The following is a 25,885-nucleotide window of genomic DNA, read 5'->3' on the forward strand; positions in this document are numbered from 1 at the left end:
GTTACGCCGCGCGGACCGACTGCAGGAACGAGGCGACCTCGCGCTTGAGCCGGTCGCTGTCGGTGGCCAGCGACTTCGCGGCATCGAGGACGTGAGTGGAGGCCTGGCCGGTCTCCGCCGCGCCGCGCTGCACGTCGGCGACGTTGGACGACACCTGCTGGGTGCCATGCGAGGCCTGCTGGACGTTGCGGGCGATCTCCTGCGTCGCGGCGCCCTGCTCCTCCACGGCGGCTGCGATGGCCGACGAGATTTCCGATAGCTTCTCGATGGTGCCGGAGATGTCGCGGATGGCGCCGACCGATTCCTGCGTCGCGGCCTGGATGCTGCCGATCTGCTGGCCGATCTCGCCGGTTGCTTTCGCGGTCTGCTCGGCCAGCGCCTTGACCTCGGAGGCGACCACCGCGAAGCCGCGGCCGGCCTCGCCCGCCCGCGCCGCCTCGATGGTAGCGTTCAGCGCGAGCAGGTTGGTCTGGCCGGCGATCGAGTTGATCAGCTCGACGACGTCACCGATGCGCGCCGCGGCCTTCGACAGCTCGCCGACACGATCATTGGTCTGGCGCGCCTGCGACACGGCCTCGTGCGCCATGCGCGCCGATTCCTGCACCTGGCGGCTGATCTCGGTGATCGACGACGACAGCTCCTCGGTGGCGGAGGCGACCGACTGCACGTTGGTCGACGCCTTTTCGGACGCGGATGCGACCTGGGTCGAGATCTCCTGCGAGCGCGTTGCGGTCGACGACAGTGCGTCGGCCGAATGCTCGAGCTCGGTCGAGGCCGACGACACCGTCTGCACGATCTCGCCGATCGTATTCTCGAACTGGCGGGTGATGTTGTCGACGCGGCGGCCACGCTCGATCTTGGCCTCGGCATCGGCAGCGGCGCGCGCGTCAGCCTCCTTCTTGGCGATCAGCGCTTCCTTGAACACCTGCAGCGTGTCGGCCATTGCGCCCATCTCTGTCGCCTCGCCGCGGTGAGGCACCTCGGCCGAGAGATCGCCCTCGCCCAGCGCCTGCATCGGCTTGATGATCGAGGCGATGCCGGAAGAGACGTCGTGGACGAGGTAGAAGCCGACGGTGACGCCGGCCGCGACGGCCGCGAGAATGATCGAGGTCACGACCCAGAAGGCGCTGCTGTAGCCATCGGCTGCATCGCGCGTCGCGGAGTCAGCTCCCTTGTCGTTGAAGTCGATCGCCTTCGTCAGGATATCTTCCGACGCCGTCGCGGCAAGGTTCGCCGGCTTGAACAGGCCCTCGATGTCGTCAGGCAGGCGTCCGACGTTCTTGCGCGAGACGTCCAGCACCTTCTCGGCCTCGCCCGTGTACTTGTCCCAGGCGCGCGTCCACGTTTCGTAGATGCTGCGCTCCTCGGGGCTCGAGATCAGCGGCTGATAGGCCTGGATGTCCTTCTTGATCTTGGCGAACGTATCGCTCATGCGCTTGTCGGCATTCGTCTTCGCCTCCGCCGACAGCGCCATCACGTGGGCGCGCAGCGTGAGCCGATAGACGTTGATGTCCGCGCGCAATGCGCCGAGAACGCGCACGCTCGGCAACCAGTTCGTCGCGATGTCGACGGTCCGCGCGTTGATGCCCTGCATGCTGCGCAGCGCCAGTACGCCCATGCCGGACATGATGATCAGCATGAATGCAATGACGGCGATGATCTTGAGGCGAATGGAAAGCTTGGACACGTCCGTTGATCCCCCGAGAGAAGCGTCTCGCACGACCAGTCGTGTCTTCCGGTGACCGCGACATTGCGGTCAGCGTCGGGTCCCTGCGAAACGAAAAAGCGGCACCTGCTGCGATGCATGGTGCCGCCTCGTGGGCAAATTTGGGTTAATGCGGAACTAAGTATTAGTACGGGTCGACGCTGGCGCCCGCCTCAGGCCACCCGAACCGACTGCAGGAACGAGGCGACCTCCCGCTTCAGCCGGTCGCTGTCTGTGGCCAGCGATTGGGCTGCCTGAAGAACATGCGCCGACGCCTGACCCGTCTCCGACGCGCCGCGCTGCACGTCGACGACGTTCGACGAGACCTCCTGCGTGCCCTGCGAGGCCTGCTGGACGTTGCGCGAGATCTCCTGCGTCGCCGCGCCTTGCTCCTCCACCGCCGCAGCGATGGCCGACGAGATTTCCGACAGTTTCTCGATGGTCGACGAGATCGCCTTGATGGCGCCGACCGATTCCTGCGTCGCGGCCTGGATGCCGGAGACCTGCTGACCGATCTCGTCGGTCGCCTTGGCGGTCTGCTCGGCCAGCGCCTTCACTTCCGATGCGACGACCGCGAAGCCGCGGCCGGCCTCGCCGGCGCGCGCCGCCTCGATGGTGGCGTTCAGGGCGAGCAGGTTGGTCTGCCCGGCGATGGTGTTGATCAGCTCGACGACGTCGCCGATGCGCGCGGCCGCCTTGGTCAGTTCGCCGACGCGATCATTGGTCATGCGCGCCTGCTCGACCGCCTCGTTGGCCATGCGGGCCGATTCCTGCACCTGACGGCTGATCTCGGTGATCGAGGAGGACAGCTCCTCCGTCGCAGAGGCGACGGACTGCACGTTGGTCGAGGCTTCCTCGGACGCGGCCGCGACATGGGTGGAGATCTCCTGCGAGCGCGTCGCGGTGGACGACAGCGCCCCGGCGGAATGCTCGAGCTCGGTCGAAGCCGACGACACCGTCTGCACGATCTCGCCGATCGTCGCCTCGAACTGGCGCGTGATGTCATCGACGCGCCGGCCACGCTCGATCTTGGCCTGGGCATCCCGGGCGGCGAGCTCGTCGGCCTCCTTCTTGGCGATCAGCGCTTCCTTGAACACCTGGAGCGTGTCGGCCATCGCGCCGATCTCGGTCGGCTCGCCGCGATGCGTCACCTCGGCGCTCAGGTCACCCTTGGCGAGCTCCTGCATCGGCCTGATGATCGAGGCGATGCCATGCGAGACGTTCTGCACCAGATAGAAGCCGACCACGATGCCGGCGACGATCACGGCAGCAATGATCGAGACGACCAGCCACAACGCACGCGAAAAACTGTCGGCAGCCTGCTTCGTCGCGATCTCGGCGCCCTTGTTGTTGAGCTCGATGCTCTGGATGAATTACTTGTCGGCGTCGCGTGCGATCGCGGCGGCCGACTTCTCCAGCAGTTCGGTCGCCTCCTTCGGAACGCGTCCGACGCTCTTGTTCGATTCGTCCATCACCTGCTTGATGGCGACGACGTATTTCTCCCAGGCCTGCACCCAGTTGTTGTAGATCGCGCGTTCCTCGGCCGACGTGATCATCGACTCGTACGCCTTGCGGTCCTTGTCGATCGCCGCGAGAACTCCGTTGACCCGCGTGCCGCCCGCCTGCTTGGCTTCGGCCGTGTCGGCCATCACATGCGCGCGCAACGCGATGCGCAGCAGGTTGATGTCGGCCCGCAACTCACCGACGGTGCGCACGCTGGGCAGCCAGTTGGTCGCGATATCGACCGTGCTTGCGTTGATGGAATGCATGCTGGTCACGGCGAGGACGCCGAGCCCGGACATGGTCACCAACATGAAGGCGATGACCGCAATGATCTTCGTGCGAATGGACATTTTTGACACCGGTCGACCCCAGATTGCTGTGCGGCTATGGCCGCTTTCTGCCGACGCTCGGGACGATCAGTCCGGGCGAGGGCAGCTGATCGGGGCCTTGAACGGACGTTCCCCGACAGGAACCATTTGCAGCTAAAGCAAACAAATATAGGTTAAGCTCGTGAGCCGTAGGAATACGGAGACGAACGCTGCTGAGGCGCCTCGTCTCGGCGATGGCCCTGCAGGAGACCGCATCGGTGCTCCCCGCCGGTCGCCCGGCGCAGCTCGGGCGAACTCGTTTCCAACGCCGGTTTGCGGCGGTCGCGACGTTCCCCGCCACAAGAACCCTGATCGCGCTTCGATCTCGAGCGAATGCCCGAGCAACCCTGCGGCCGAACGAAACCCGTCCAGGCCGCACTCTCGATCCGCCCGCTCAGCTGACGGCTTCCGACACCAGGCGGATCCGGAACACCGGCTGCTTGGCTTCGTCGAGCAGTTCCATCTGCCACTCTGTCCCCTGTTGAAGAGTGCGCGAGATGCCCCCGATGAGATCGGAACAGACGGCAGTCAGCTCATCCCAGGCAGATTCCTTGTTGGCGAACTCATACGGCTGATCAGCCGCGCCGGAATAACGGCCCTGGCTGATGCGGAAGAAGTACAGCGACATTATCGACCCTTTCTATTGGGCCACCCCCCTGGTCGCAAACTGCATCGCGAGTCGCTACCGAGGCATGAATTTGGGATGCCGTACGATTACGGCGCAATGACCGGTAGCGTGCGGTGAGCACGCAAAATATTGATCTATGTTAATCGGGAGCCGGTTTTTTATATCCGGTGAACTAACAACTAATCGGTCGAGCGGCGCAGCTCCGGCGCGGCATCCGTCTTCGCGCTTTCGGACTTGCCGCCGTCGCTCTTCGCGGATTCCGTGCGAACGGGCTCCACCTTGCTGCGCTCCACCCGCGGCGTCTCCACCCGGGCCGCCACCTCCGTCTGCGCCGGATCAAAGGCCGACACGGCAGCACGTGCGGTACGCGGCCGGGCCACCGCACGGGCCATCAGCATCGTTGCGCCGCCCTGGTGCTGAAAATCGCAATAGGCAAACGCGCCGAGGCCCGAGACCGAGCCACGGAAGCTGCGGTCATCCTTCTTGTCGAGATTGAAGCAGGGCTCGAACGGCATGCCCTTGATCGACGCGCAGACATTCTGGCCGCGGATCTGCAGCGTATTGCCCGGCAGACGAATATGACGAACCGGGCCGGAGCCGTTGAATTGCACCGCGCCGGTCGCGCCCATGTCATCGAGAAGCCGGCCCGCGCCGCGGGTGCCGTCAACACAGGTGAACGCGAACACCTTGCCGGCGACGAATTTGCGCGCCTCGTCGGCCGTCATCGATCCGGCAATCGCGGGAGCGACAACCGCGCCCGCCGTCAGGGTCCCCAACAAAAAACGCCCGAGCATGTATCAAACTCCACTTAACCCCACGCAGCGGGTAAGGCGGTATCTTTACCCCATGCTTACCATACCAACCATGGCAACAATGGAGCATCATGGTTTGAAAAGTCTGAAGATCCTCAGGATATTCTTACCACCGTGCGGCCGCGGACCTGGCCGGCGAGGATCTGCGGGCCCAGCGACGCCACCTGATCCAAAGCGATTTCGTGAGTGATTTCAGATAGTTTTGAGCGATCCAGGTCGGTCGCCAGACGCGCCCAGGCCGCCTTGCGGGTGGGCAGCGGGCACATCACCGAATCAATGCCGAGCAGGCTCACGCCGCGCAAGATGAACGGCGCGACCGATGACGGCAAATCCATGCCGGCAGCGAGGCCGCAGGCCGCGATCGCGCCACCATATTTCGCCATGGCGAGCAGGTTGGCGAGCGTGTTGGAGCCGACGCTGTCGATGCCGCCCGCCCAGCGCTCCTTGGCCAGCGGCTTGGCCGGCGCGGACAGCTCGTTGCGGTCGATGACCTCGGCGGCCCCGAGCGACTTGAGATAATCTGCCTCGGCGAGGCGTCCGGTCGAGGCGATCACGTGATAGCCGAGTTTGGCGAGCACGGCGGTCGCCACCGAGCCGACGCCACCGGCCGCGCCGGTCACCACCACCGGACCGCTGGCCGGCGTCAAACCGTGCTTCTCCAGGGCGAGCACCGCCAGCATGGCCGTGAAGCCGGCCGTGCCGATCGCCATCGCGTCACGGGCCGACAGGCCCTGGGGCAGTCCCACCAGCCAGTCGCCCTTGACCCGGGCCTTCTCGGCATAGGCGCCGAGATGGGTCTCGCCCATGCCCCAGCCGGTGCAGATCACGGCGTCGCCGGGCTTCCAGTGCGGGTGGCTCGATTGCTCGACCGTGCCGGCGAAATCGATGCCCGCGATCATCGGAAAGCGCCGGACCACCGGCGCCTTGCCGGTGAGCGCCAGCCCGTCCTTGTAGTTCAGGTCGGACCATTCGACCTTCACCGTGACGTCGCCGTCCATCAGCTCGGACTCGTCGAACTGGGTCAGCGCGGCGGTGGTTCCCTTGTCGGCCTTGTCGATCCGGATCGCCTTGAACGTTCCCACAGCGGCACTCCCTGCGCTCTCTTCGATGGAGCCCATGTTTAGCCGATCGGGTCGGCCACGCAACTCAGGTGGCGGGCACGGCGCGTGCCACCGGCTTCTCGACGATCGGCAGATTGATCAGCGCCGACAGCACGCCGAACAGGATCGAGAGCCACCAGATCGGCGTGTACGAGCCGTAGCGCTCGAACACGATGCCGCCGAGCCAGACGCCGAGGAAGCCGCCGACCTGATGGCTGACGAAGGCGAAGCCATACAGCGTGGCAAGCCAGCGGGTGCCGAACATGATCGCGACCAGCGACGAGGTCGGCGGCACGGTCGAGAGCCAGGCCAGCCCGGAGATGGCCCCGAACGCGATCGCGGTCGCCGGCGTCACCGGGAACGAGATGAAGGCGAGCGTCGCCAGCGCGCGGGTGAAGTAGATGAAGGACAGGATGTAGCGCTTCGGCAGGCGGCTCTGCAGCCAGCCGACGCTGAGCGAGCCGATGATGTTGAACAGGCCGATCACCGCGATCACCCAGCCGCCGGTCTGCGCCGACAGGCCGCGGTCGACCAGGAACGCGGGCAGATGCACGGTGATGAAGGCGAGCTGGAAGCCGCAGGTGAAGAAGCCCAGCACCAGCAGCACGTAGGAGCGGTGGCCGAACGCCTCCATCAGCGCCGTCGTGAACGACTGCTGTTCGGCCTCGGTCGGCTTGGCCTCGCTCGCCGGCGGCGTTGCGACCGCAAGTGACAGCGGCACGATGAACAGCATCAGCATCGCAAACACCATCAACGCGCTCTGCCAGCCGAACTGATCGATCAGCGCGACGCCGAACGGCGCAAACAGGAACTGGCCGAGCGAGCCGGCCGCCGTGCCGGCGCCGAGCGCCAGGCCGCGCCGCTCCGGCGGCAGCAGCTTGCTGAAGGCCGACAGGATGAGGTTGAACGAGCAGCCGGACAGGCCGAAGCCGACCAGCACGCCGGCCCCGATGTCGAGCTGCAGCGGGGTCGCCGCGTAGCGCATCATCAACAGCCCCCCGGCATAGAGCAGCGCGCCGACGCAGATCACGCGCATGACACCGAAACGGTCGGCAATGGCGCCCGCAAGCGGCTGGCCGAGACCCCAGAGCAGGTTCTGCACCGCGACCGCCAGCGCGAACACGTCGCGGCCCCAGGCGAATTCACGGCTCATGGGCTGGACGAAGAAGCCGAGGCTCGAGCGTGGCCCGAAGCTGAGCAGCGCAATGGCGCAGCCGCAGACGATGATGACGAGCGGCGTCCGCCAGCTCGCAGTGCGGGAGGCTGCGCCGAGATCGCCAGATTGTATCGACATGTGTGCTCCTCCCTGCGCGCCGCCCGGTTCGGCAGCGCGACAGGATTAATGCATTTGCATTGAACGCCCAAGCTTCAAATGCGGAACTCAGCCATGAAATTATCGATGCCCGCATGCATGACGATCGACATTCCATTCACGTGAGGTTCCATCACAGGAACTGACGCACGGCTCCTTGGCCGTCGCCAGGCCCATCCTTTCGCGCGAGTGAGAGATTGCGATTCAGCCTACGCGAGAATGACATTCAGAACGGCCGCGATTTGTCGCCAAACAACGCTAAATGGCGAAGAATGTCTCTGAAGAAGAACTAACTGGTCACGGGGTACCACTTCCACACTTACGTTGGAATTGGGCAGCACATGGACCACGATCAGATCGAGACCTCAGGCGATGTCATCATCATCGGCGCCGGAATCGCGGGCCTGTTCTGCGCGCTCAAGCTCGCACCTCGACCGGTCACACTGATCTCCGCGACCGCGCTCGGCGAGACATCGTTCGGAACGACGATGCAGGCCGACATCGCGGCCGCGGTCGCAGCCGGCGACAGCCCGGACGCTCACGCTGCGGACATGATCGCCGCGGGAGCGGGCCTCGTGGATTCCAAGGCCGCAGTCGACCTCGCCCGTGACGCCGCCGCGCGGATCGAGGATCTGCTGCGTCTCGGCGTGGCCTTCGATCGCGATCACAAGAGCGACCTGGCGACGTCTCGCGCCGCAGCTCATTCTGCCCGGCGACTCCTCAGCGTGAAAGGCGATTTCACCGGACAGGCGATCATTGCGGCGCTCGCCGCTGCGGTCCGTGCGGCGCCCTCCATCCGCGTGATCGAGAACCATGTCGCCGATGCCCTGCTCACCGAGCACGGTATGGTGCGCGGGCTGAAGCTGCGCCGCCTCGACGGCAGCGCTCCGCGGCCCGTGCTGATTCCAGCAAACAGCGTGGTGCTGGCGACCGGCGGCCTCGGCCACCTGTTCGCCTTCACGACCAATCCATCCCACGCCAACGGCGTTGGCCTTGCGATCGCCGCGCGCGCCGGCGCCATCATCGCCGATCCCGAGTTCGTGCAGTTTCACCCGACCGCGATGATGGCCGGGTCCGATCCTGCGCCCGTGGTCAGCGAAAGTCTGCGCGGCGCCGGCGCCATCCTCGTCAATCGGCGCGGCCAGCGTTTCATGCTGCCGCGGCATCCGCTGGCGGATCTCGCCCCTCGCGACACGGTCGCCCGCGGCATCATCGCCGAGATAACAACCGGCCGCGGCGCCTTCCTCGACGCGCGCGAGGTGCTCGACGATGATGTCGCGGAGCGCTATCCGATGCTGCACCGGGCCTGCGTCGCCGCAGGCCTGGATCCGACACGGCAGCCGATCCCGGTGGCGCCGGCGGCGCATTTCCACATGGGCGGCATCGCGGTCGATCACCATGGCCGAAGCTCCATCGACGGACTCTGGGCTGCCGGCGAGGTCGCCGCCACCGGGACCGATGGCGCCAACCACATCGCCGGAAATGCGATGCTCGCTGCATTGGTGTTCGCCCAGCGAATCGCCGATGACATCTCCGGCCGGACCGCGACGGCTTCGCCCGGTTTGCGCGACGTCGCCTTCGCTGAGCCATGCGGCGCGGACTCGACAGTGACGGAGGCAGGTCTGCGTGAGATCATGACCAGCCATGTCGGCGTGATCCGCGACGAGGAACGGCTGGCCGAAGCCGTCGCGGTCATCGCGAGGCTCGAACGGGACGCCGCCGATCCGACCCTGCGCAACATGGCGAGCGCAGCGCTTCTGGTCGCCACTGCGGCCTGGAGCCGGCGCGAGAGCCGCGGCGCGCATTGCCGCGCCGATTGCCCGGCGGAAAATCCGAGCTTTGCGCAGCGGACCATGACCACCCTGGCCGCGGCGCGTGAGACTGCCGACGAGATCGCCACGCGTCCGTCGGCCCACCCCGCGCGGTCACTCAGCGCATAGCAGCGGCTCGCCTTCGGCGGGTCATGCAGTATCGAATGATCGCTCGCCCTTTCAGAGACAGCGCAATTCGTTGTTGTCGCCTTGGCCGGCAAATCTGGACAGGCGCGATCTGATTAGTACGCACCGCTCCTGTCGCCAACGCCCCGACACCTGCGTGCGATCGGCGAACAATTAACTATGCCGATCTGTGAGCACGCCGAGCTCATCGCTCCTGCACGCGATTAGTTCGCAATTTTCCGTTCGGACAGGGCCACGAATGGCTTGTGCAGGCACCGCCGCACCATCCGAGTCGTGGACTCGCCGGCGGCATTTACCAGCATCAGCTAAATGGCTGGACAGGTTCGTCAGTAATTCGGCACAAGCGATCGAACTGAACAAACAAGAATAAAACACAGCGAAAATTGCGGTGTCCAGGTAGTGCATATCTGTCCGTGTCGACCCGGGGAGCCGCAGGAGTAGTCGAGATGAGTTCTGTATTGCGCAGTGGCGGATCGCGGATCGCTGCGGATGATACGCAAGGCGGACGTTGGCGCTCGGCAAAGCCTGCCTCCATGTCCGACATCCTCGCGAACGCATCGCTGGATCCGGATGCGGACACCGATCTCACCGATCTCCCCGAAGCATGGCGGCGCAACGCCTCGGCGGTCAAACCTGCAGCGACGCCATTGCTGCCGGTGCAGGTGGACCGATCTCGGCAATTGGCGTCGCTCGATCCGGTCGTCATGCCCTCGCCACCGCCCGAGCGGCTCGAATTCAGCGCCGTCTTCCGGCTCGGGGCCGCAGTGGCCGTGCTGTCGTGCATCGCCTTCATTGCCATCCGCGTCATGCAGGCTCCAAAAATAGACACGGCTGCAAGGTCGGGAATCGCCGCTGCATCGTCCTATCGAAATATCGGCTTGACGGACAAATTGAAGCTCGAGGACGGCCCGGCCGCGGCGAACGCGAACGCACCGGCGGACTCGATCGTGGCGTCGATCCCGGCCGTCAAGCCGGCGCCGAACGGACGCGAGACGCCGCAGTCCATTCCGCCCAAGGCATCTCGGATGATTGCAACAGCAAGCCCGGCCCCGGTGGCCGCTGCGCTGAGCAAGGACGAGATCAGCGAAATGCTGGCCCGCGGACGCGATCTGATCGGCGCAGGCGACGTTGCGAGTGCACGTCTGATCCTGGCGCTCGTCGCGGAAGGCGACGCCGAAGCATCGCTGATGCTGGCCGGGACCTACGATCCCGCTGTGCTGTCGAAAGTCAAAGCGGTCGGCGTCGCCCCCGATCTGGCGACGGCGCGCGCCTGGTACACGAGAGCTGCCGAACTCGGATCAGCTGAGGCCCGGCGGCACCTCGAGTGACCCCGTTTCGAGATCAAATGATCATGTCGCGGGGGTGACGCATGTCCCCGCAAAGTGTTGTGTTGCGTGATGAGGTTCATGATGGGAATGTTCGATCATCTGTTTCGGCGAACCCGGTCGTCGGTGCTCCTGCTCGTCGCACTTGCCGCCGTGCCGGGCCTGGCGCGTGCTGCCGAGGGCGAGATCCGGATCGGCAATACGACACCCTATAGCGGGCCGCTGGCAGCCTATGGCAGCGTCGGCAAGGTGATTTCAGCCTATTTCCAGAAGGTGAATGCGGAAGGCGGCATCAGGGGCCGCAAGATCACCTACATCTCCTATGACGACGGCTTCAATCCGCAGAAGACGGTCGAGCTGACGCGTCGGCTGGTGGAGGAAGACAAGGTCGACGTCGTCTTCGCGAGCGTGGGAACGGCGACCAGCCTGGCGGTGCGGCCCTATCTCAACGCCAACAAGATCCCGCAACTGTTCGTCGGTTCCGGCGCCTCGATCTGGGATCAGCCTCGCGAGTATCCCTGGACCATGGGAGCGCAGCCCAGCTACCAGATCGAAGCTCACATCCACGCGCAATATCTGCTCGAGCAGCATCCGGATGGCGCGCGCATCGGCGTGCTCTATCAGGACGATGAGTTCGGCAAGGACTATCTGAAGGGCCTGAAGGACGGGCTGGGCGGCAAGCTGTCCATCGTCGCGGAGGCGGGCTACGCGGTCACCGATACCAACGTCAATCAGCAGATTGCCAAGCTCAAGGCCGCCGGCGCCGACATCCTCATCGACGTCAGCACTCCGAAGTTCACCGTGCTCGCGATCCGCCGCCTCGCCGAGATCGGCTGGAAGCCCGAGCACATCATCCCCACGATCTCGGATTCGGTTGCCGCCGTGCTGCAGCCTGCGGGGGTGCAGAATGCGGAAGGAATTCTCTCCGCCACCATCCTGTACGAGGGCGGGGAGCAGAGCGGCGGTCCCGGCTTTGCCGAGTGGTCCACGTTCATGGACCGCTACGCGCCTGAGGCCAGCAAGAACAACAGCCTCGGCATCGTGGGCTATGCGCTCGCCAATCTGATGGTTGCGGTGCTGCGCAATTGCGGCGACGACTTCTCGCGCGACAACATCATGAAGCAGGCCAGCTCCCTGAAAGGGATACAGCTTCCGATGCTGATTCCCGGCATCGTCGCCAGCACCAGCGCCAGCGACCATGCGCCGATCGAGCAGATGCAGATGAAGCGCTTCGTCGGCGGCCGCTGGGAACGGTTCGGACCGGTGCGCAGCGGCATCGACCCGGGTACGGTCAGCGATTCCTTCAAGGCGATCTTCCGCTACGCTTCGGCCAAGCGCGATCTCGCCACCCAGCTCAACGCCAATACCGTGAGCCTGATGACCGGCTCCTATGGCAGCACCTATTCGCAGATGGGCGCCGACGTCGCCTCGGTCCTCAATGACGGCCTCAACCTGCGGATCATGCCGGTGCTCGGCAGCGGCTCGGTTCAGGCGGTGGCCGACATCCTGATGCTGAAGGGCGTCGACGTCGGGATCGTGCGCAAGGACACGCTGTCCTATCTCGAGCGCAAGGACTTCGCGAGCAACATCCGCAATCAGCTCGTCTACGTCACCAAGATGTTCAACGAGGAAATGCACGTGCTGGCGCCGCGGTCGATCCGCACCATGCGCGACCTCGACGGCAAGACGGTTGCCGTCGACCTGCCGGATGGCAGCACCTTCGTGACCGCGATCAACGTGTTCGAGCGGCTCGAGATCAAGCCGCATCTGCTCTATATCGAGCCGCGCATCGCACTCGAGATGCTGCGCAAGGGCGAGATCGACGCGATCATCACGGTGGACGGCAAGCCGGTGCCCTGGCTCAGCCAGATCACGGATGCCGATCTGCATCTCGTCCCCGTCGGCTACGAGAAGCCGTTGCGCGACGACTATCTGCCGTCGCGGCTCACCGCGGACGACTACCCCAATCTGATCGCCAAGTCCGAGCCGGTGGACACCATCGCCGCGGAGGCCGTGCTGGCGTCGTATAATTGGCAGCCGGGAAGCGACCGCTATCGCCGGCTGTCGCTGCTGGTCGACTCGCTGTTCTCGCGCATGGCACAGCTGCAGCGGCCGCCCTTCCATCCGAAGTGGCGCGAGATGGCGCCGCGTGCGCCGGTCGCCGGCTGGACGCGCTTCCGCACCGCGCAGGAATGGCTCGATCGGGCCACCCGGACCTCGGAGGCCGCTCCGGCCGCCGTTGGGACGGCGAAGCCCGCCACGCCCGCCGCTGTGACTGCAGCAAAGCCGGTTGCGGCGAACGCCGTGCCGTCACCGCGTGCTCCCGCCGCCGCGAAGCGGCCGGCAGCGGCGCCGCCCGCGCCGGGTCAGCAGACCGAGCTGTACCGCCGCTTCATGGAGTGGAATGCGCGCCCCTGATCTGCGCCCTGCCCCTGCATCGACGTCCTCGTCGCCGCAAAAGGCACGAGGGCGTCGGTCGACCGGCCGGGAAGCCTGGACCTGGATCTCAGCGCCGGGTCCAGTTCGGATTGATCTCGGCCTCGCTCTTGGCGGCCTCGGCCAGTTCGGCCGTGATGGCCGCCGTCTGCTGCGGCGTGCCCCAGCTCGGCGCGTCGCTGCCGTCACCCCACCGCTTCGGCCGGTAGAACGTATGGACGCCGAACTTGTACATGCGCTTCATCTCGGCGACCCAGGACGGACGCACCCAATAGGCGTGATAGTGCGTCGACTTGCCGACCTCGGGCAGCCAGATCTCGCCGTCGAGCATCGCCTTTGCGATCTTCTTGGCGCGATCCCACATCTCGGGCTCGCGAATGACGTCAGCATTGTTGTCGCAGGCGAAGGTGAACTGGCAGGCGAAATGGCGATACTTGTTCTGGTAGACGACGCCGCACACCGTCGTCGGATAGTAGCCGGAGAAGGCGCGGTTCAGCACCACCTGGGCGACCGCGATCTGGCCGCGCACCGCCTCGCCGCGTGATTCGAAATACACCGCCTCCGCGAGGCACTTCTCGGACTTGAAGCGGACCTTCTCGTCCGCAAGGCCCAGGCGCTCCGCCGGCGTTCTCGTCCGCTGATTGTCGGTGTTCACCTCACCCTTTGGCGCGATGCTCTCGCCGCCGTCGCCGGCCTTGCCGATATCGTCGGCCGGCGATGACAGCACGGCCATCGGCTTGAGGTCCGGATCCGGCACCACGATCAGCGGCGCTTCGCCCGGTTGCCAAGTTTCCATCGTTCCGGCGGCACCGCCGAGCGACGCCGTGCCGAAATACAGATTGGCGGTCTTGACGTTGAGGCCGTCATAGCTGACGGGCGCATCGGTCGCCGTCGGATCGGCGCCCGGCTTGAGCTCACCCGAGGGCTGGATCTCGGGCTTCGTCGCGTCGTACTGCGCGAGCGGCGGCGCGCTCAGCGCTTCCTGCAATTCGGGATCGAGGGCGGCACGTGGCGGCGGCGCTTCGGCCGGCGCCTCCGTGGTCTTGGTTCCGAACACCGACGAATTCGAATTGGGTTGTGTCGGTGCGGCCGGGGCCGGCTCGACCGGCGCCGGAGCCGGCTCGGCCGATTCGGTCGGGGTCGTCGAAGGCACCGGCGAGGCCGGCGGACGCACGACGAGGCGATCGCCCTTCAGCGTGCGGTCGACGGTGGGAAAATCGGATGCCTGGTAGCGCGGCGGGGCCTGCAGCGCCGGATTGCGCGGCGTCGATCCGGTGATGTCGACGTCGCCGTCGAGGCTTGCCAGACGAAGGCTCACGGCCCGCGGCGCCGACGTTCCGATCGGACGGCCGAAGCTGTAGGTGGCGAGCTGGATGGAGGCGCCGGCGGAGAACACGCGCTTCTGCCAGCGCTCGGCGACGCCCGGCTGGCGGGCGAGCAGAGATGCGATGTCTTGATACCCGGTCTCTGTCGGCATCAGAGCGAAGACGCAGAGACCGAGTCCGAAGGACGCAAAACGCGCGCCCTTCGGACCGGGACGCAGAACTAACATCGATACGCTCAACGCAACGCTACGCTACTCACGCGACCGAACGACAGTGCTTCCGTGCAATTCGATCTGTCACGTTCGTAACGGGTTTAGGTTGCTGAGGAGTTAACCCGCGTTGCACGGTCGAAACACGCAAGCGGTGAGGTTGCAGAGCGCGGCGTGATCGAGATGCGTGGTAAACAGCGCACCGACGAGAGTGGTGAACATTCGGTCAACGAACGCGGTGAAATGATTTTTTGGAAGCGGAGAGAGATCAAAGCGCCGGTGCGAGATGTTCGTAAGTGGAACATTCCAAGGTGGGGCATTCAGCGGCAACGGGGAGAGGGAGCTAACCGCCCGCGTGGCACTCGTCCGCCTCATGAGAGCTCACGCACTCGCTTGTCGACGAACGATCACACTAACAACGAAAAAGGCCGGCAACATGTGCCGGCCTTTATTCAATTCACGTCGATCACCATAGCAATCACGCTTGGCTTGCGATCTCCTTGCCGAGCGCGGATTGCGCGGCGGCGAGGCGGGCGATCGGCACGCGGTAGGGCGAGCACGAGACGTAGTTCATGCCGACCTTGTGGCAGAACGCGACCGAGGCGGGATCGCCGCCATGCTCGCCGCAGATGCCGACCTTGAGGTTCGGGCGCGTGGCGCGGCCGCGCTCGACGCCGATCTTGACCAGCTCGCCGACGCCCTCGCGATCGAGCGAGATGAACGGATCGATCTCCAGAATGCCCTTCGAGACGTAGGCGCCCAGGAAGCTGCCGGCGTCGTCGCGGCTGATGCCGTAGGTCGTCTGCGTCAGGTCGTTGGTGCCGAACGAGAAGAACTCGGCGGCCTCAGCGATCTGCCCGGCCATCAGCACGGCGCGCGGCAGCTCGATCATGGTGCCGACCTGGTATTCCAGCTTGGCGCCGGTCTCGCGGATCACCGCCTGCGCCATCGCGTCGATGCGCGCCTTGACCAGGTCGAACTCGGCTTTGGTCGCGATCAGCGGCACCATGACCTCGAGGCCGACGGCCTCGCCGGTGCGCTTCTCGGCCTCGACCGCCGCTTCGAAGATCGCGCGCGCCTGCATCTCGGCGATCTCCGGATAGGCGATGGCGAGACGGCAGCCGCGGAAGCCGAGCATCGGATTGAACTCCGACAGCTCGCGGGCGCGGTCGGCCAGCCGGCGCGGATCGGTGTTCATCGCGCGCGCGACTTCCTCGACCTCAGCCTGGGTGTGCGGCAGGAACTCGTGCAGCGGCGGATCGAGCAGACGGATCGTGACCGGCAGCCCCTTCATGATCTCGAACAGCTCGACGAAGTCGGCGCGCTGCATCGGCAGCAGCTTCGACAGCGCGGCGCGGCGCTCCTGCTCCTCTTCGGAGAGGATCATCTCGCGCACCGTGCGGATGCGGGTCTCCTCGAAGAACATGTGCTCGGTGCGGCACAGGCCGATGCCCTCGGCGCCGAACTTGATCGCGGTGCGCGCATCCTCCGGGGTGTCGGCATTGACGCGCACGCCGGTCTCGCGCACCGCGTCCGCCCAGCCCATCAGGGTGCCGAACTCGCCGGACAGCTCCGGCTCGATCATCGGCATGCGCCCCGCCAGCACCTGGCCGACCGAGCCGTCGATGGTGATGACGTCGCCGGTCTTGAAGGTGCGGCCGCCGATGCTCATCGTGCCGCGGCCGTAGTCGACGCGGATGGTGCCACAGCCGGAGACGCAGGGCTTGCCCATGCCGCGCGCGACCACCGCCGCATGCGAGGTCATGCCGCCGCGGGTGGTGAGAATGCCTTCCGCGGCGTGCATGCCGTGGATGTCCTCCGGCGAGGTCTCGATGCGGACCAGGATGACCTTGCGGCCGTCGGCCTGCAGCTTGGTCGCCTCGTCCGACGAGAACACGATCTCACCGGAGGCAGCACCCGGCGACGCCGGCAGGCCGGTGGCGACCACGTCGCGCTTGGCGGACGGATCAATGGTCGGATGCAAGAGCTGATCGAGCGAGGCCGGATCGACGCGCAGAACGGCGTCGTTCTGCGAGATCAGGCCCTCATGGGCGAGCTCTACGGCGATGCGCAGCGCCGCCTTGGCGGTGCGCTTGCCGCTGCGGGTCTGCAGCATCCACAGCTTGCCGCGCTCGACCGTGAACTCCATGTCCTGCATGTCGCGGTAGTGCTTCTCGAGCAGCGTGTAGATCCGCGTCAGCTCGTGGAAGGCGTCGGGCATCGCCTTTTCCATCGACGCCTTGTCCGAGCCGGATTCGATGCGGGCATCCTCGGTGATGTCCTGCGGGGTGCGGATGCCGGCGACGACGTCCTCGCCCTGTGCGTTGATCAGGAACTCGCCGTACAGCTTGCTCTCGCCGGTCGAGGGATTGCGGGTGAAGGCAACGCCGGTGGCCGAGGTGTCGCCCATGTTGCCGAACACCATGGCCTGGACGTTGACGGCGGTGCCCCAGGATTCCGGAATGTCGTGCAGCTTGCGATAGGTCATCGCGCGCGCGTTCATCCAGGATGAGAACACGGCGCCGATCGCGCCCCACAGCTGGTCATGCGGATCCTGCGGGAAGTCCTTGCCGGTCTCGGTGGCGACCGCTTCCTTGTACTTGCCGACCAGCATCTCCCAATCCTCGGACGAGAGATCGGTGTCGAGCTGATAGCCCTGGGTGTCCTTGAAGCTGTCGAGGATGTCCTCGAAATGATGGTGCTCGAAGCCGAGCACGACATCCGAATACATCGTGATGAAGCGGCGGTAGCTGTCGAAGGCGAAGCGGCGGTCGCCGGACAGCGAGGCCAGCGCCTCCACCGTCTGGTCGTTGAGGCCGAGATTGAGCACGGTGTCCATCATGCCCGGCATCGAGGCGCGGGCGCCGGAGCGCACCGAGACCAGCAGCGGGTTTTCCGGATCGCCGAATGTCTTGCCGGTCAGCTTGCCGATGTAGTCGAGCGCCTTGTCGACCTGCGAACGCAGCTCCTTCGGGTAGGTCTTGTCGTTCGCGTAGAAGTAGGTGCAGACCGAGGTCGGGATGGTGAAGCCCGGAGGCACCGGCAGGCCGAGATTGGCCATCTCGGCGAGGTTGGCGCCCTTGCCGCCGAGCAGGTCGCGCAGGCCGGCCTTCCCTTCTGCCTTGCCGTCACCGAACGTATAGACCCACTTGTTCGGCTTGATGGCGGTGACCGAACCTTTGGCCGCACTCTTGGCGACAGGCTTTGCCGCCTTCGCGGCCGGCTTTGCAACGCTTTTGGCGGCCGCTTTGGCCGGCTTCTTCGGAGCGGTTTTCACTGGCGCCTTCGGCGCCGCCTTGGCGGCGGGCTTCGGCGCCGTCTTCAGCGCCGTCTTCAGCGCCTTGCGCGGCGGAGCGAGCGGAGCGGCCTTGGCCTTGCCCGACTTGGAAGGCTTTGATTTCGCTGCAACTTTCTTAGACTTCGCTACCGCTTTGGCCATGAGATGGTTCGATCCGCAAATAGGAGGAGAAATCGCGCGCCTTACACCACTTTGGGCGCTGCAGCGCAAGCACAGAGGTTCCCGACCTTGGGACTAGCCGCCCCCCGGAAAACTAGAAATGAAGCCACTTCAGCAGGCCCATACCGATCAGGCCGTTGAGGATCAGGAAGATCGCGACGATGTAGATCAGCAGGCGAGGCATGATCAGGATGAGGACGCCGGCGATCACGGACATGATCGGCGAGATGTGGGCAACGGTCAGGTGCATCGGCGAACTCTGAATGGATTGAAAGACGAGAGAGGGGCGATTCGAGTGGGCCGGACTTTATCCCGGCTCATCGTGGCGGAATAGGAGACGCACGGCACGGGTTCCGGTTCCCTGGGAGGAGGAACTGCCGCGAAAATGCCTCGGGTTCCCCGCGGAACGATGGCTGCCAGCCGGGATTGGGAGGCTGGTGCCGGCGCATGCCGGTCGTCTGTCGAGATCAACAGCAAGGAGCTCCGCTCATGCGCAACAAACTCACCCTTGCGGCTCTCGCGGCCGCACTCATCATCCCCGCGGCTGCGCAAGCGCAGTCCACGATCGGCACGGGACGCGTCGTCGTCGAAGAGGATGCTCCGCTCATCGCCGTCGAGCGCCGTCCGGAATTCCGCGAATATGTCGTGCGTGAGCGTGTTCCCAACTATGTGATCCGCGATCGCGTAGTTGTGGGGACCGTGCTGCCCGAACAGGGTGTTACGTATTACGACGTTCCCGAGCGCTTCGGTGCGACACCTTATCGCTACACGGTGGTGAACGGCGAAACTGTTTTGGTCGAACCGCGATCGCGGCGGATCATTCAGGTGGTTGAGTAGTTATCGAGCTGCATTTGGTCGCCAACGCCCCCGCAAGCGGCCAGATGTAAAGGCCCTGCCCGGTTCCCCCCGCCGGGCGGGGCTTACTTTTTTGGGATACCGTTTGCTCCTGACCGTCATCGCGAGCGCCAGCGAAGCGATCCAGGGGCCACACAGACAGTCTGCCGTCAGAGCCCCTGGATTGCTTCGGCGCAAGGGCGCCTCGCAATGACGAGCCTGACGCGGGGGCAGAGCACGCTTGCACTCAGCCGGCCTTCTTCACCACCATGCGGTGAATGACCTTGCCCGAGGACTGACTGACGACCTGCTCGTCGAGCATCGTCGTATCTCCTGCAAAGGCCGCGCGGATGGCGGCGAGATCGACCACCGCATAAAGCCGGCCGTGCGCGTCGCGCTGATCGGCCTGCTCTGTTACCCGCCAGCTCAGATAGAGGATGCCGCCGGGCTTCGTGATCGCGCGCATCCGCCGCACCGACGGCACCACGTCGCTGCGGTCGAGGTGCATCAGCACGGTCTCGCACAGCACATTGTCGAAGCTGGCGTCCGCGAGACCCCGTAGATCCGGCAACGCGGCCTGTGTGAAGCGGGCGTCGGGATAGCGCAGCCGCGCCTCGTCCAGCAGCCCCTCGGACGCATCGAAGCCCTCGGCCGGACAGCCATTGGCGTTAAGCCAGCCAACCTCGCGGCCGCTGCCACAGCCGATGTCGGCGGTGCGGCCGCCCGCAATGAAGAAGCGCTCGACGATGTCGTGCAGATCGGCCGGCGCCGGCTGTGCGTGCCAGTCGGCCGCAAACGCCGCCGCCTCACGGTCGTAGGCGGCGAGCGTCGGCCGATCCACGATCAGCCCTCGATCTTGGAGAAGTCGGCGACAGCCCGGGTTGCGCTGCGGATCTCGTTCAACAGCTTGAGCCGGTTCTCGCGGATCGCCGCGTCGTCGTCGTTGACCTTCACCTTGTCGAAGAACGCGTCGACCGCCGGACGCAGCTTCGCCATCGCGGCCAAGGCTGCGACATAGTCGTTCTTAAACACACGGTCCCGAGCTGTTGCTTCTGCTCTATCAACCTCGTCCGCCAACTCGCGCTCTTCCGGCAGCAAGTAGAGTTCCGGGTTAGGATCGTCGAGGTAAGAGACTTTATCCTTTTTCTCTTCGATGCGAAGGATATTTTCGGCTCGCTTGACACCGGCAAGCAGGTTTCGACCATCCTCTGTTTCGAGAAACGTTCCGAGCGCCTCGACGCGACGGACTACAGACGCTAGAGCCGCTTCGCGAGACCCGAGACCAAGGACTGCCCCAACCAAATCATGACGAGCGCCCTGGTCCCTCAACAGAACCGTTAACCTGTCATCGAAGAAGTTCTGAAAGTAATCTCCCACATTTGATACTTCGATATCTGACCAATCAGGACGAAATGCTCGAATATGTTTTTCGAAGAAGTACCTCGGATAAAGGTCGAACTCCCTCTCAAGTGCGATACGTATGACACCGAGCGCTGCGCGACGCAGTGCGTAGGGGTCCTTTGAGCCGGTTGGTTTCTCATCGATCGCCCAGAAACCGACCAGGGTATCGAGCTTGTCGGCGAGCGCCACCGCGACAGAAACAGGGTCGGTCGGCACACGATCCGTCGGCCCCTGCGGCTTGTAGTGCTCCTCGCACGCGCCGGCAACGGAGGCGTCCTCGCCCTGCGCGAGCGCGTAGTACTTGCCCATTAAGCCTTGGACTTCCGGAAACTCGCCCACCACCTCCGTGAGCAGGTCGGCCTTGGCCAGCTTCGCGGCTCGCTTAGTTTTTTCCACGTCAGCGCCGACCATCGGCGCGATCTCGGCGGCCAGCTTCTCGATCCGCGCGATACGCGCGGCTTGCGTCCCCAGCTTCTCGTGGAACACGATCTGCTCGAATTTCGGCAGCCGGTCTTCGAGCTTCGTCTTCAGGTCGGTCTCATAAAAGAACTTCGCATCCGACAGCCGCGCGCGGATGACGCGCTCGTTACCGGCGATGATGGTCTTGCCGCCGTCGGTCGCCTCGATGTTCGCGGTCAGGATGAATTTCGGCGCGAGCCCGCCGGTCTTGGGGTCGCGGACCACGAAGCATTTCTGGTTGTTGCGGATGGTGGCGCGGATGACCTCGCCAGGCACCTTCAGATAGTCCGGATCGAACGAGCCCATCAGCACGACCGGCCATTCGACGAGCCCTGCGACCTCGTCGAGCAGCACCTGGTCCTCGACCAACTCATAGCCCTGCGCGAAGGCGAGTTGTTTGGCGTCGGTGACGATGGTGTCTTTCCGGCGCTGCGGGTCGAGCACGACCTTGGCGTCGAGCAGTTTTGCCTCGTAGTCCTCGAAGCGGCGCACCGAAATGGCTGCCGGCGCCAGGAAGCGATGGCCGTAGGTGGTCTGGCCGGCCTCGATGCCGTCGACGGCGAAGCTGACGACGTCGGGCTCCTCGGTCTCCAGGCCGAAGGTCGCGGTGATCGCGTGCAGCGGCCGCACCCAGTTCAGCGCGCCCGGCTTTTCCGAGCGCTTGCCCCAGCGCATCGACTTCGGCCACGGGAAGGTCCTGACGATGACCGGCAGCATCTCGGCGAGCACGTCGATGGTGGCGCGGCCGGGCTTCTCGATCAGCGCGACGTAGAAGTCGCCCTTCTTGGGGTCGCGCTGGATCGTCGCCTCATCGAGCGAGGACAGGCCGGTGGCCTTCAGAAAGCCCTGGATCGCCGCATCGGGGCCACCGACGCGCGGGCCCTTGCGCTCGTCCTTCAGATCGGCCTGCCGCGCCGGGATGCCGTGCACGGTCAGCGCCAGCCGCCGCGGCGTCGCGAACGCCTTGGCGCCCTCATAGACGAGTCCCTCGGCGACCAGCTTGTCGGTCACCATGCGGCGCAGATCCTCGGCCGCCTTGGCCTGCATGCGCGCGGGGATTTCTTCGGAGAACAGTTCGAGAAGGAGATCGGGCATTGCAACCGCTCTTGGCGCGACGTTGAGGCGCAAACAGAAGGGAGCGACGGCGAGACGGCTCGCCGTCGCTCATGAGAACCGTGTGGGTGAGCTGCGCAGGGATCTCCGGATGAGATCCCGCGGCGGCATCACGCCGGCAGCTTCGAATGCGCTCCGTCGCACAGCGGCGCATTGGCGGTGCGTTTGCAGGTGCAGAAGAACGCCTTCTTGGTTTCGGGGGCCGTGTACTGCATCGGCGCGAAGCTCGAGCCCGCATGGCTGCCGTCGCAGAACGGCTGCTTGGCGGATTGGCCGCAGGTGCACCACCAATAGTCCTTGCCCGCCTCGACCTCGACAGGAAGCGGCGTCCGACCGCCGATTGCTGGTTCGCTCATGATGCCCCTCCGGCTTCGGTATGCAGCCAGGCCTCGCCGCAGGCCTTGGCCAGTTCACGCACACGCAAAATGTAGCTCTGACGCTCGGTGACGGAGATGACGCCGCGGGCGTCGAGCAGGTTGAAGACGTGGCTGGCCTTGATGCACTGGTCGTAGGCCGGCAGCGCCATCTGGTGCTCTTTGCGATTGCCATCACGCCAGCCGGCGTCGAGATACTTCCGGCACGCGCCTTCGGCCATTTTGAACTGCTCGAACAGCATGTCGGTGTCGGCATGCTCGAAATTGTGCCGCGAATATTCCTGCTCGGCCTGCAGGAAGACGTCGCCATAGGTGACCTTGGCGTCACCGTCGCGGCCGTTGAAGTTGAGGTCGTAGACGCGGTCGACGCCCTGGACGTACATCGCCAGGCGCTCGAGACCGTAGGTGAGCTCGCCCGCGACCGGCGCGCATTCGAAGCCCGCGACCTGCTGGAAGTAGGTGAACTGCGACACCTCCATGCCGTCGCACCAGCACTCCCAGCCAAGGCCCCAGGCCCCGAGCGTCGGGCTCTCCCAATCGTCCTCGACGAAGCGGATGTCGTGCGCGGCGGCGTCGATGCCGATCGCGGCCAGCGACTTCAGGTACAGCTCCTGAAGGTTCGGCGGCGACGGCTTCATGATCACCTGGAACTGATAGTAGTGCTGCATCCGGTTCGGGTTCTCGCCATAGCGGCCATCCTTCGGCCGCCGCGACGGCTGCACGTAAGCCGCATTCCACGGCTTCGGCCCGAGCGCGCGCAGGGTCGTGGCCGGGTGGAAGGTGCCGGCGCCCATCTCCATGTCGTAGGGCTGCAGGATCACGCAGCCCTGCTCGGCCCAGAACCGTTGCAGGGCCAGGATGAAGCCCTGGAACGAGCGTTCGGGGCGCATGTGCTGAGGCAGCGAGTCCATCGTCGGGTTCGGTCTTTCACGCGGGTCTGAAAAGCGCGCGGACCGTATCGGCGAGGGCACCAGGAATCAAGGCAATAGGGACCAAGTCCAACGGCGGCGATGACCGCCGTTGGACGGCGGGACGCGGTCAGCCCGGCCGGTAGGCGCCCGTGACGGGATCACGGCGCAGGGTCTTGATCTCAGCGGTCTGGGCGGCCTCGGCGACGCGCGACAGCCGCGCCTCCTCGAGCTCGTGATTGATCCTCTGCGCGGTCTTGTAGACCCAGCGAACCGCGGCAAGCCCGCCCAGCATACCCGCGAAAGCGACGAACGGCGGCATTGGTCGATCCTTGTTCATGAGGAGAGCCACCCCGATTCGTATTCTCTCCCATCCCGGTTCCCCCCGCAATCCGGATTGCGGGGGGCAAATTGGCGCGGGAAGCGGCGCTAGAAGCCGAATCGGGCCCAGATCGCCCGGGTTTCGGCCGCCGAGATCAATTCCTCGGCCAGCCCCGACCAACCGAGACCCAGACCTTCGGAAGCGAGGCTCCCGGCCCCGGCCTTGCGTCCGAGCAGGCCCGACAGCAGGCCGGCGGCCGGCGCCACCACGGGCATCGTGACCTTGTCGCCGAACCGGGCGCGCAGCACGGCGCGCATGTCGCCGATGGCGTCGGCAAGGCCGAGCGTCACGGCGGTGTCGCCGGCCCAGTACTCGCCGGTGAACAGCACGTCGTCCGCGCCCTTCAGCCGGCCGCTGCGGCTCTCCTTCACCAGCGAGATGAACAGCGTGTGGATCTCGCGCTGGATCTTCTTCAGCCGCGCCACGTCATCGGGGTTTTCGGGGAGGAAGGGATCGAGCATCGCCTTGTGCGCGCCCGCCGTGTAAAGCCTTCGCTCGACACCGATCTTCTTGATCAGGTCCTGCAGCCCGAACGAGCCGCCGACCACGCCGATCGAGCCGACGATCGAGGACGGATCGCAGAAGATCTCGTCTCCCGCGCAGGCGATCATATAGCCGCCGGACGCCGCGACGTCCTCGACGAACACCAGCACCGGGAGCTTCTTCTCCGCCGCGAGTTGGCGGATGCGCAGATAGATCTGGCGCGACTGCACCGGCGAGCCACCGGGCGAATTGATCACCAGCGCCACCGCCTTGGCGTTGCGCATCGAAAACGCCCGCTCGAGCATCTTGGCGACGCCGGCGAGCGTCAAGCCGGGACGCAGCGGCGTCACCGCTCCGATCACGCCGGAGAGGCGGACGACGGGCACCACCGGCGCGCCGCGCAGCCGCGCTGGAAGCAGCGCCTTCAGGCGATCGAAGGGGCCCGCCACATCGCTCGGTTGTGTCAAATTGTCCATCATCCTGTTACCTCGGATTAACCACTTTTTATCCCGCCACTGCCATTCAAAGGGCTGGAACGAGCCTTGCAATGGCTTGGGCAATTGCACGGCGAGCGAAGTTGCAGAGTGCGGCGGAGGAATGCATGAAGGTCTACCTGTTGATGCTGCTGATCGGTACTCTCTTGACGGCGATCCGTTTCATGCCGGTAACTGACCGCCGCTCCGAGACGCAGACACAGTAACGCCCGACCTCGATTGACCGTTCAGGGGGTGCCCAAAGCAAGCGCCCCCTGCCCTGCCAGCACACGCGCAACGTCTTCATTGGGCACACCTGCCGCGTCGTTGAGCACCACCCCCGCGAGAATCTGGGTCGGCGCCCGCCCTCCCTTAACGGCCCGGACCAGGATACGGATCGCCGGCTTGCCCGACTGGCCGTGAACCGGCTGCAGCGCCAGACTGCCGAAGCCGCGCCCCAGCGCCGTCAGCACCTCCCCTAACCCATCCGCCCGCCAGATCAGCGTCAGCACACCACCGGATTTCAGCATCCGCCGCGCGGCATGCGTCCAGGACTCCAGCGTGGTCGCCGTCGCCAGATGCGCGTTGGCGCGCGCGGCGTCCGGCGAGGCGCGGTGACGCGCGGCGTCGTGGAACGGCGGATTCATCAGCACCACGTCGACGCTGTCAGGGCCGAGCCCCGCCGCGGCGAACGCAGCGGCATCAGCAGCGACGTCGAGCACCGCGACCGCGGCGGGCAATCCATTGGCATCCGCATTGTCGCGTGCGAGCTGCGCCAGATCGGACGCACGCTCGACCAGCGTCAGGCCGAGACCACCGACGCGCCGGGCCAGCGCCAGGCCGGCCGTTCCGACGCCGGCCCCTAAATCGACGACGCGATCGCCCGGCCGTGCGGCCGTTGCCGCCGCCAGCAGGATCGCATCATGGCCGGCACGATGGCCCGAGGTCGGCTGTCGCAGCCGCAACCGGCCGCCGAGCACGGCGTCTTCGGAGATCGTAGCTGTGTCACTCATCGGGACGCAGCTCGTGCGCCAGCCCGGCGTCGGTGAGCAGCCGGCGCGCCTGCAGATTGTCGTCCTCATGCACCAGGATCCGGCGCGGCAGGATGCCGAGCGAGCCCTCGATGATGCTCATGTTCTGGTCGAGCACGAGGTGGTGGATGTCAGCGCCGTCGAGCAGCGCTCCCACTGCCGAAACCAGCACGATATCGTTGGTCCGAACCAATTCCTTCAATCGTTATGTCTCCGTGCGCGCGCGTTCGAGCAAGGCTCTGGAAGAGAACCCCTGGGTCAAGGTTCCGTGTCCGCCCTTGCCGCCCGC

General features: G+C 65.5%; 20 protein-coding genes and 1 pseudogene. 4 read left to right on the forward strand and 17 right to left on the reverse strand.

From position 1 onward, the window contains the following. Position 1 precedes the first annotated feature (1 nt). The 6 genes and pseudogenes from ACQR1I_RS27730 to ACQR1I_RS27755 form a co-directional block, all read right to left on the reverse strand. Positions 2-1,687, reverse strand: coding sequence for a methyl-accepting chemotaxis protein (locus ACQR1I_RS27730; RefSeq protein ID WP_434868500.1), 1,686 nt, complete (start codon positions 1,685-1,687; stop codon positions 2-4). 191 nt (positions 1,688-1,878) lie between these two features. Next, positions 1,879-3,567, reverse strand: a pseudogene (locus tag ACQR1I_RS27735) (methyl-accepting chemotaxis protein). A 403-nt stretch (positions 3,568-3,970) separates the two neighbouring features. Beyond that, entirely contained in the window at positions 3,971-4,204 is a 234-nt protein-coding gene (locus tag ACQR1I_RS27740; protein WP_434868502.1) for a DUF6894 family protein, read from the reverse strand. Between the two features lie 179 nt (positions 4,205-4,383). Next, positions 4,384-4,998, reverse strand: a complete 615-nt coding sequence (locus tag ACQR1I_RS27745; RefSeq protein ID WP_434868503.1) for a hypothetical protein — start codon at positions 4,996-4,998, stop codon at positions 4,384-4,386. A 113-nt stretch (positions 4,999-5,111) separates the two neighbouring features. After that, positions 5,112-6,098: an acrylyl-CoA reductase (NADPH) gene (gene acuI / locus ACQR1I_RS27750; RefSeq protein WP_434868785.1), complete on the reverse strand. Its 987-nt coding sequence runs from the start codon at positions 6,096-6,098 to the stop codon at positions 5,112-5,114. A gap of 64 nt (positions 6,099-6,162) precedes the next feature. Then, complete coding sequence (locus ACQR1I_RS27755) at positions 6,163-7,410, reverse strand: MFS transporter (RefSeq protein WP_434868504.1); 1,248 nt, start codon at positions 7,408-7,410, stop codon at positions 6,163-6,165. A 359-nt stretch (positions 7,411-7,769) separates the two neighbouring features. Here ACQR1I_RS27755 and ACQR1I_RS27760 point away from each other — a divergent pair, with 359 nt between their 5' ends. The 3 genes from ACQR1I_RS27760 (at position 7,770) to ACQR1I_RS27770 (ending at position 13,129) form a co-directional block, all read left to right on the forward strand. Continuing rightward, the gene (locus ACQR1I_RS27760; protein ID WP_434868505.1) at positions 7,770-9,368 is read left to right on the forward strand and encodes an L-aspartate oxidase; all 1,599 of its coding nucleotides are present in this window, start codon (positions 7,770-7,772) and stop codon (positions 9,366-9,368) included. Positions 9,369-9,919: 551 nt separating this feature from the next. Continuing rightward, a complete protein-coding gene (locus ACQR1I_RS27765; RefSeq protein ID WP_434868506.1) occupies positions 9,920-10,714 on the forward strand; it encodes a hypothetical protein in 795 nt (264 codons plus the stop codon). Positions 10,715-10,795: 81 nt separating this feature from the next. Then, positions 10,796-13,129 carry an ABC transporter substrate-binding protein gene (locus ACQR1I_RS27770; protein WP_434868786.1) on the forward strand — a complete coding sequence of 778 codons (2,334 nt, stop codon included), beginning with the start codon at positions 10,796-10,798 and terminating at the stop codon, positions 13,127-13,129. 88 nt (positions 13,130-13,217) lie between these two features. Here ACQR1I_RS27770 and ACQR1I_RS27775 read toward each other — a convergent pair whose 3' ends face one another. The 3 genes from ACQR1I_RS27775 to ACQR1I_RS27785 form a co-directional block, all read right to left on the reverse strand. Next, on the reverse strand, positions 13,218-14,699 hold the full coding sequence (locus ACQR1I_RS27775; protein WP_434868507.1) for a cell wall hydrolase: 1,482 nt from the start codon (positions 14,697-14,699) through the stop codon (positions 13,218-13,220). 460 nt (positions 14,700-15,159) lie between these two features. Further along, the gene (gene ppdK, locus ACQR1I_RS27780; RefSeq protein WP_434868508.1) at positions 15,160-18,120 is read right to left on the reverse strand and encodes a pyruvate, phosphate dikinase; all 2,961 of its coding nucleotides are present in this window, start codon (positions 18,118-18,120) and stop codon (positions 15,160-15,162) included. Positions 18,121-18,232: 112 nt separating this feature from the next. After that, entirely contained in the window at positions 18,233-18,388 is a 156-nt protein-coding gene (locus tag ACQR1I_RS27785; protein ID WP_434868509.1) for a DUF3096 domain-containing protein, read from the reverse strand. 239 nt (positions 18,389-18,627) lie between these two features. Between ACQR1I_RS27785 and ACQR1I_RS27790 the strand changes: the two genes are divergently transcribed. Further along, positions 18,628-18,975 (forward strand): DUF1236 domain-containing protein, encoded by a 348-nt coding sequence (locus ACQR1I_RS27790; RefSeq protein ID WP_434868510.1) that lies wholly within the window; start codon positions 18,628-18,630, stop codon positions 18,973-18,975. Positions 18,976-19,219: 244 nt separating this feature from the next. Here the strand turns inward: ACQR1I_RS27790 and ACQR1I_RS27795 are convergent, their stop codons facing one another. The 8 genes from ACQR1I_RS27795 to ACQR1I_RS27830 all read right to left on the reverse strand — a co-directional run bounded on the left by ACQR1I_RS27795 (position 19,220) and on the right by ACQR1I_RS27830 (position 25,798). Beyond that, positions 19,220-19,813: a class I SAM-dependent methyltransferase gene (locus ACQR1I_RS27795; protein WP_434868511.1), complete on the reverse strand. Its 594-nt coding sequence runs from the start codon at positions 19,811-19,813 to the stop codon at positions 19,220-19,222. A 2-nt stretch (positions 19,814-19,815) separates the two neighbouring features. After that, entirely contained in the window at positions 19,816-21,927 is a 2,112-nt protein-coding gene (glyS, locus tag ACQR1I_RS27800; RefSeq protein WP_434868512.1) for a glycine--tRNA ligase subunit beta, read from the reverse strand. A 128-nt stretch (positions 21,928-22,055) separates the two neighbouring features. Next, positions 22,056-22,301, reverse strand: a complete 246-nt coding sequence (locus tag ACQR1I_RS27805) for a CDGSH iron-sulfur domain-containing protein (RefSeq protein WP_434868513.1) — start codon at positions 22,299-22,301, stop codon at positions 22,056-22,058. Next, positions 22,298-23,230: a glycine--tRNA ligase subunit alpha gene (locus tag ACQR1I_RS27810; RefSeq protein WP_434868514.1), complete on the reverse strand. Its 933-nt coding sequence runs from the start codon at positions 23,228-23,230 to the stop codon at positions 22,298-22,300. The genes ACQR1I_RS27805 and ACQR1I_RS27810 overlap by 4 nt, the downstream gene beginning before the upstream one ends. Positions 23,231-23,357: 127 nt before the next feature. After that, on the reverse strand, positions 23,358-23,549 hold the full coding sequence (locus ACQR1I_RS27815) for a hypothetical protein (RefSeq protein WP_434868515.1): 192 nt from the start codon (positions 23,547-23,549) through the stop codon (positions 23,358-23,360). 107 nt (positions 23,550-23,656) lie between these two features. Further along, a complete protein-coding gene (locus ACQR1I_RS27820; RefSeq protein WP_434868516.1) occupies positions 23,657-24,571 on the reverse strand; it encodes a S49 family peptidase in 915 nt (304 codons plus the stop codon). 242 nt (positions 24,572-24,813) lie between these two features. Next, positions 24,814-25,578, reverse strand: coding sequence for a tRNA1(Val) (adenine(37)-N6)-methyltransferase (locus ACQR1I_RS27825; protein ID WP_434868517.1), 765 nt, complete (start codon positions 25,576-25,578; stop codon positions 24,814-24,816). Next, a complete protein-coding gene (locus ACQR1I_RS27830) occupies positions 25,571-25,798 on the reverse strand; it encodes a DUF2007 domain-containing protein (RefSeq protein ID WP_431334024.1) in 228 nt (75 codons plus the stop codon). The genes ACQR1I_RS27825 and ACQR1I_RS27830 overlap by 8 nt, the downstream gene beginning before the upstream one ends. Positions 25,799-25,885 lie beyond the last annotated feature (87 nt).

The organism is Bradyrhizobium sp. HKCCYLS2038 (genome assembly GCF_051167655.1).
GTDB lineage: Bacteria > Pseudomonadota > Alphaproteobacteria > Rhizobiales > Xanthobacteraceae > Bradyrhizobium.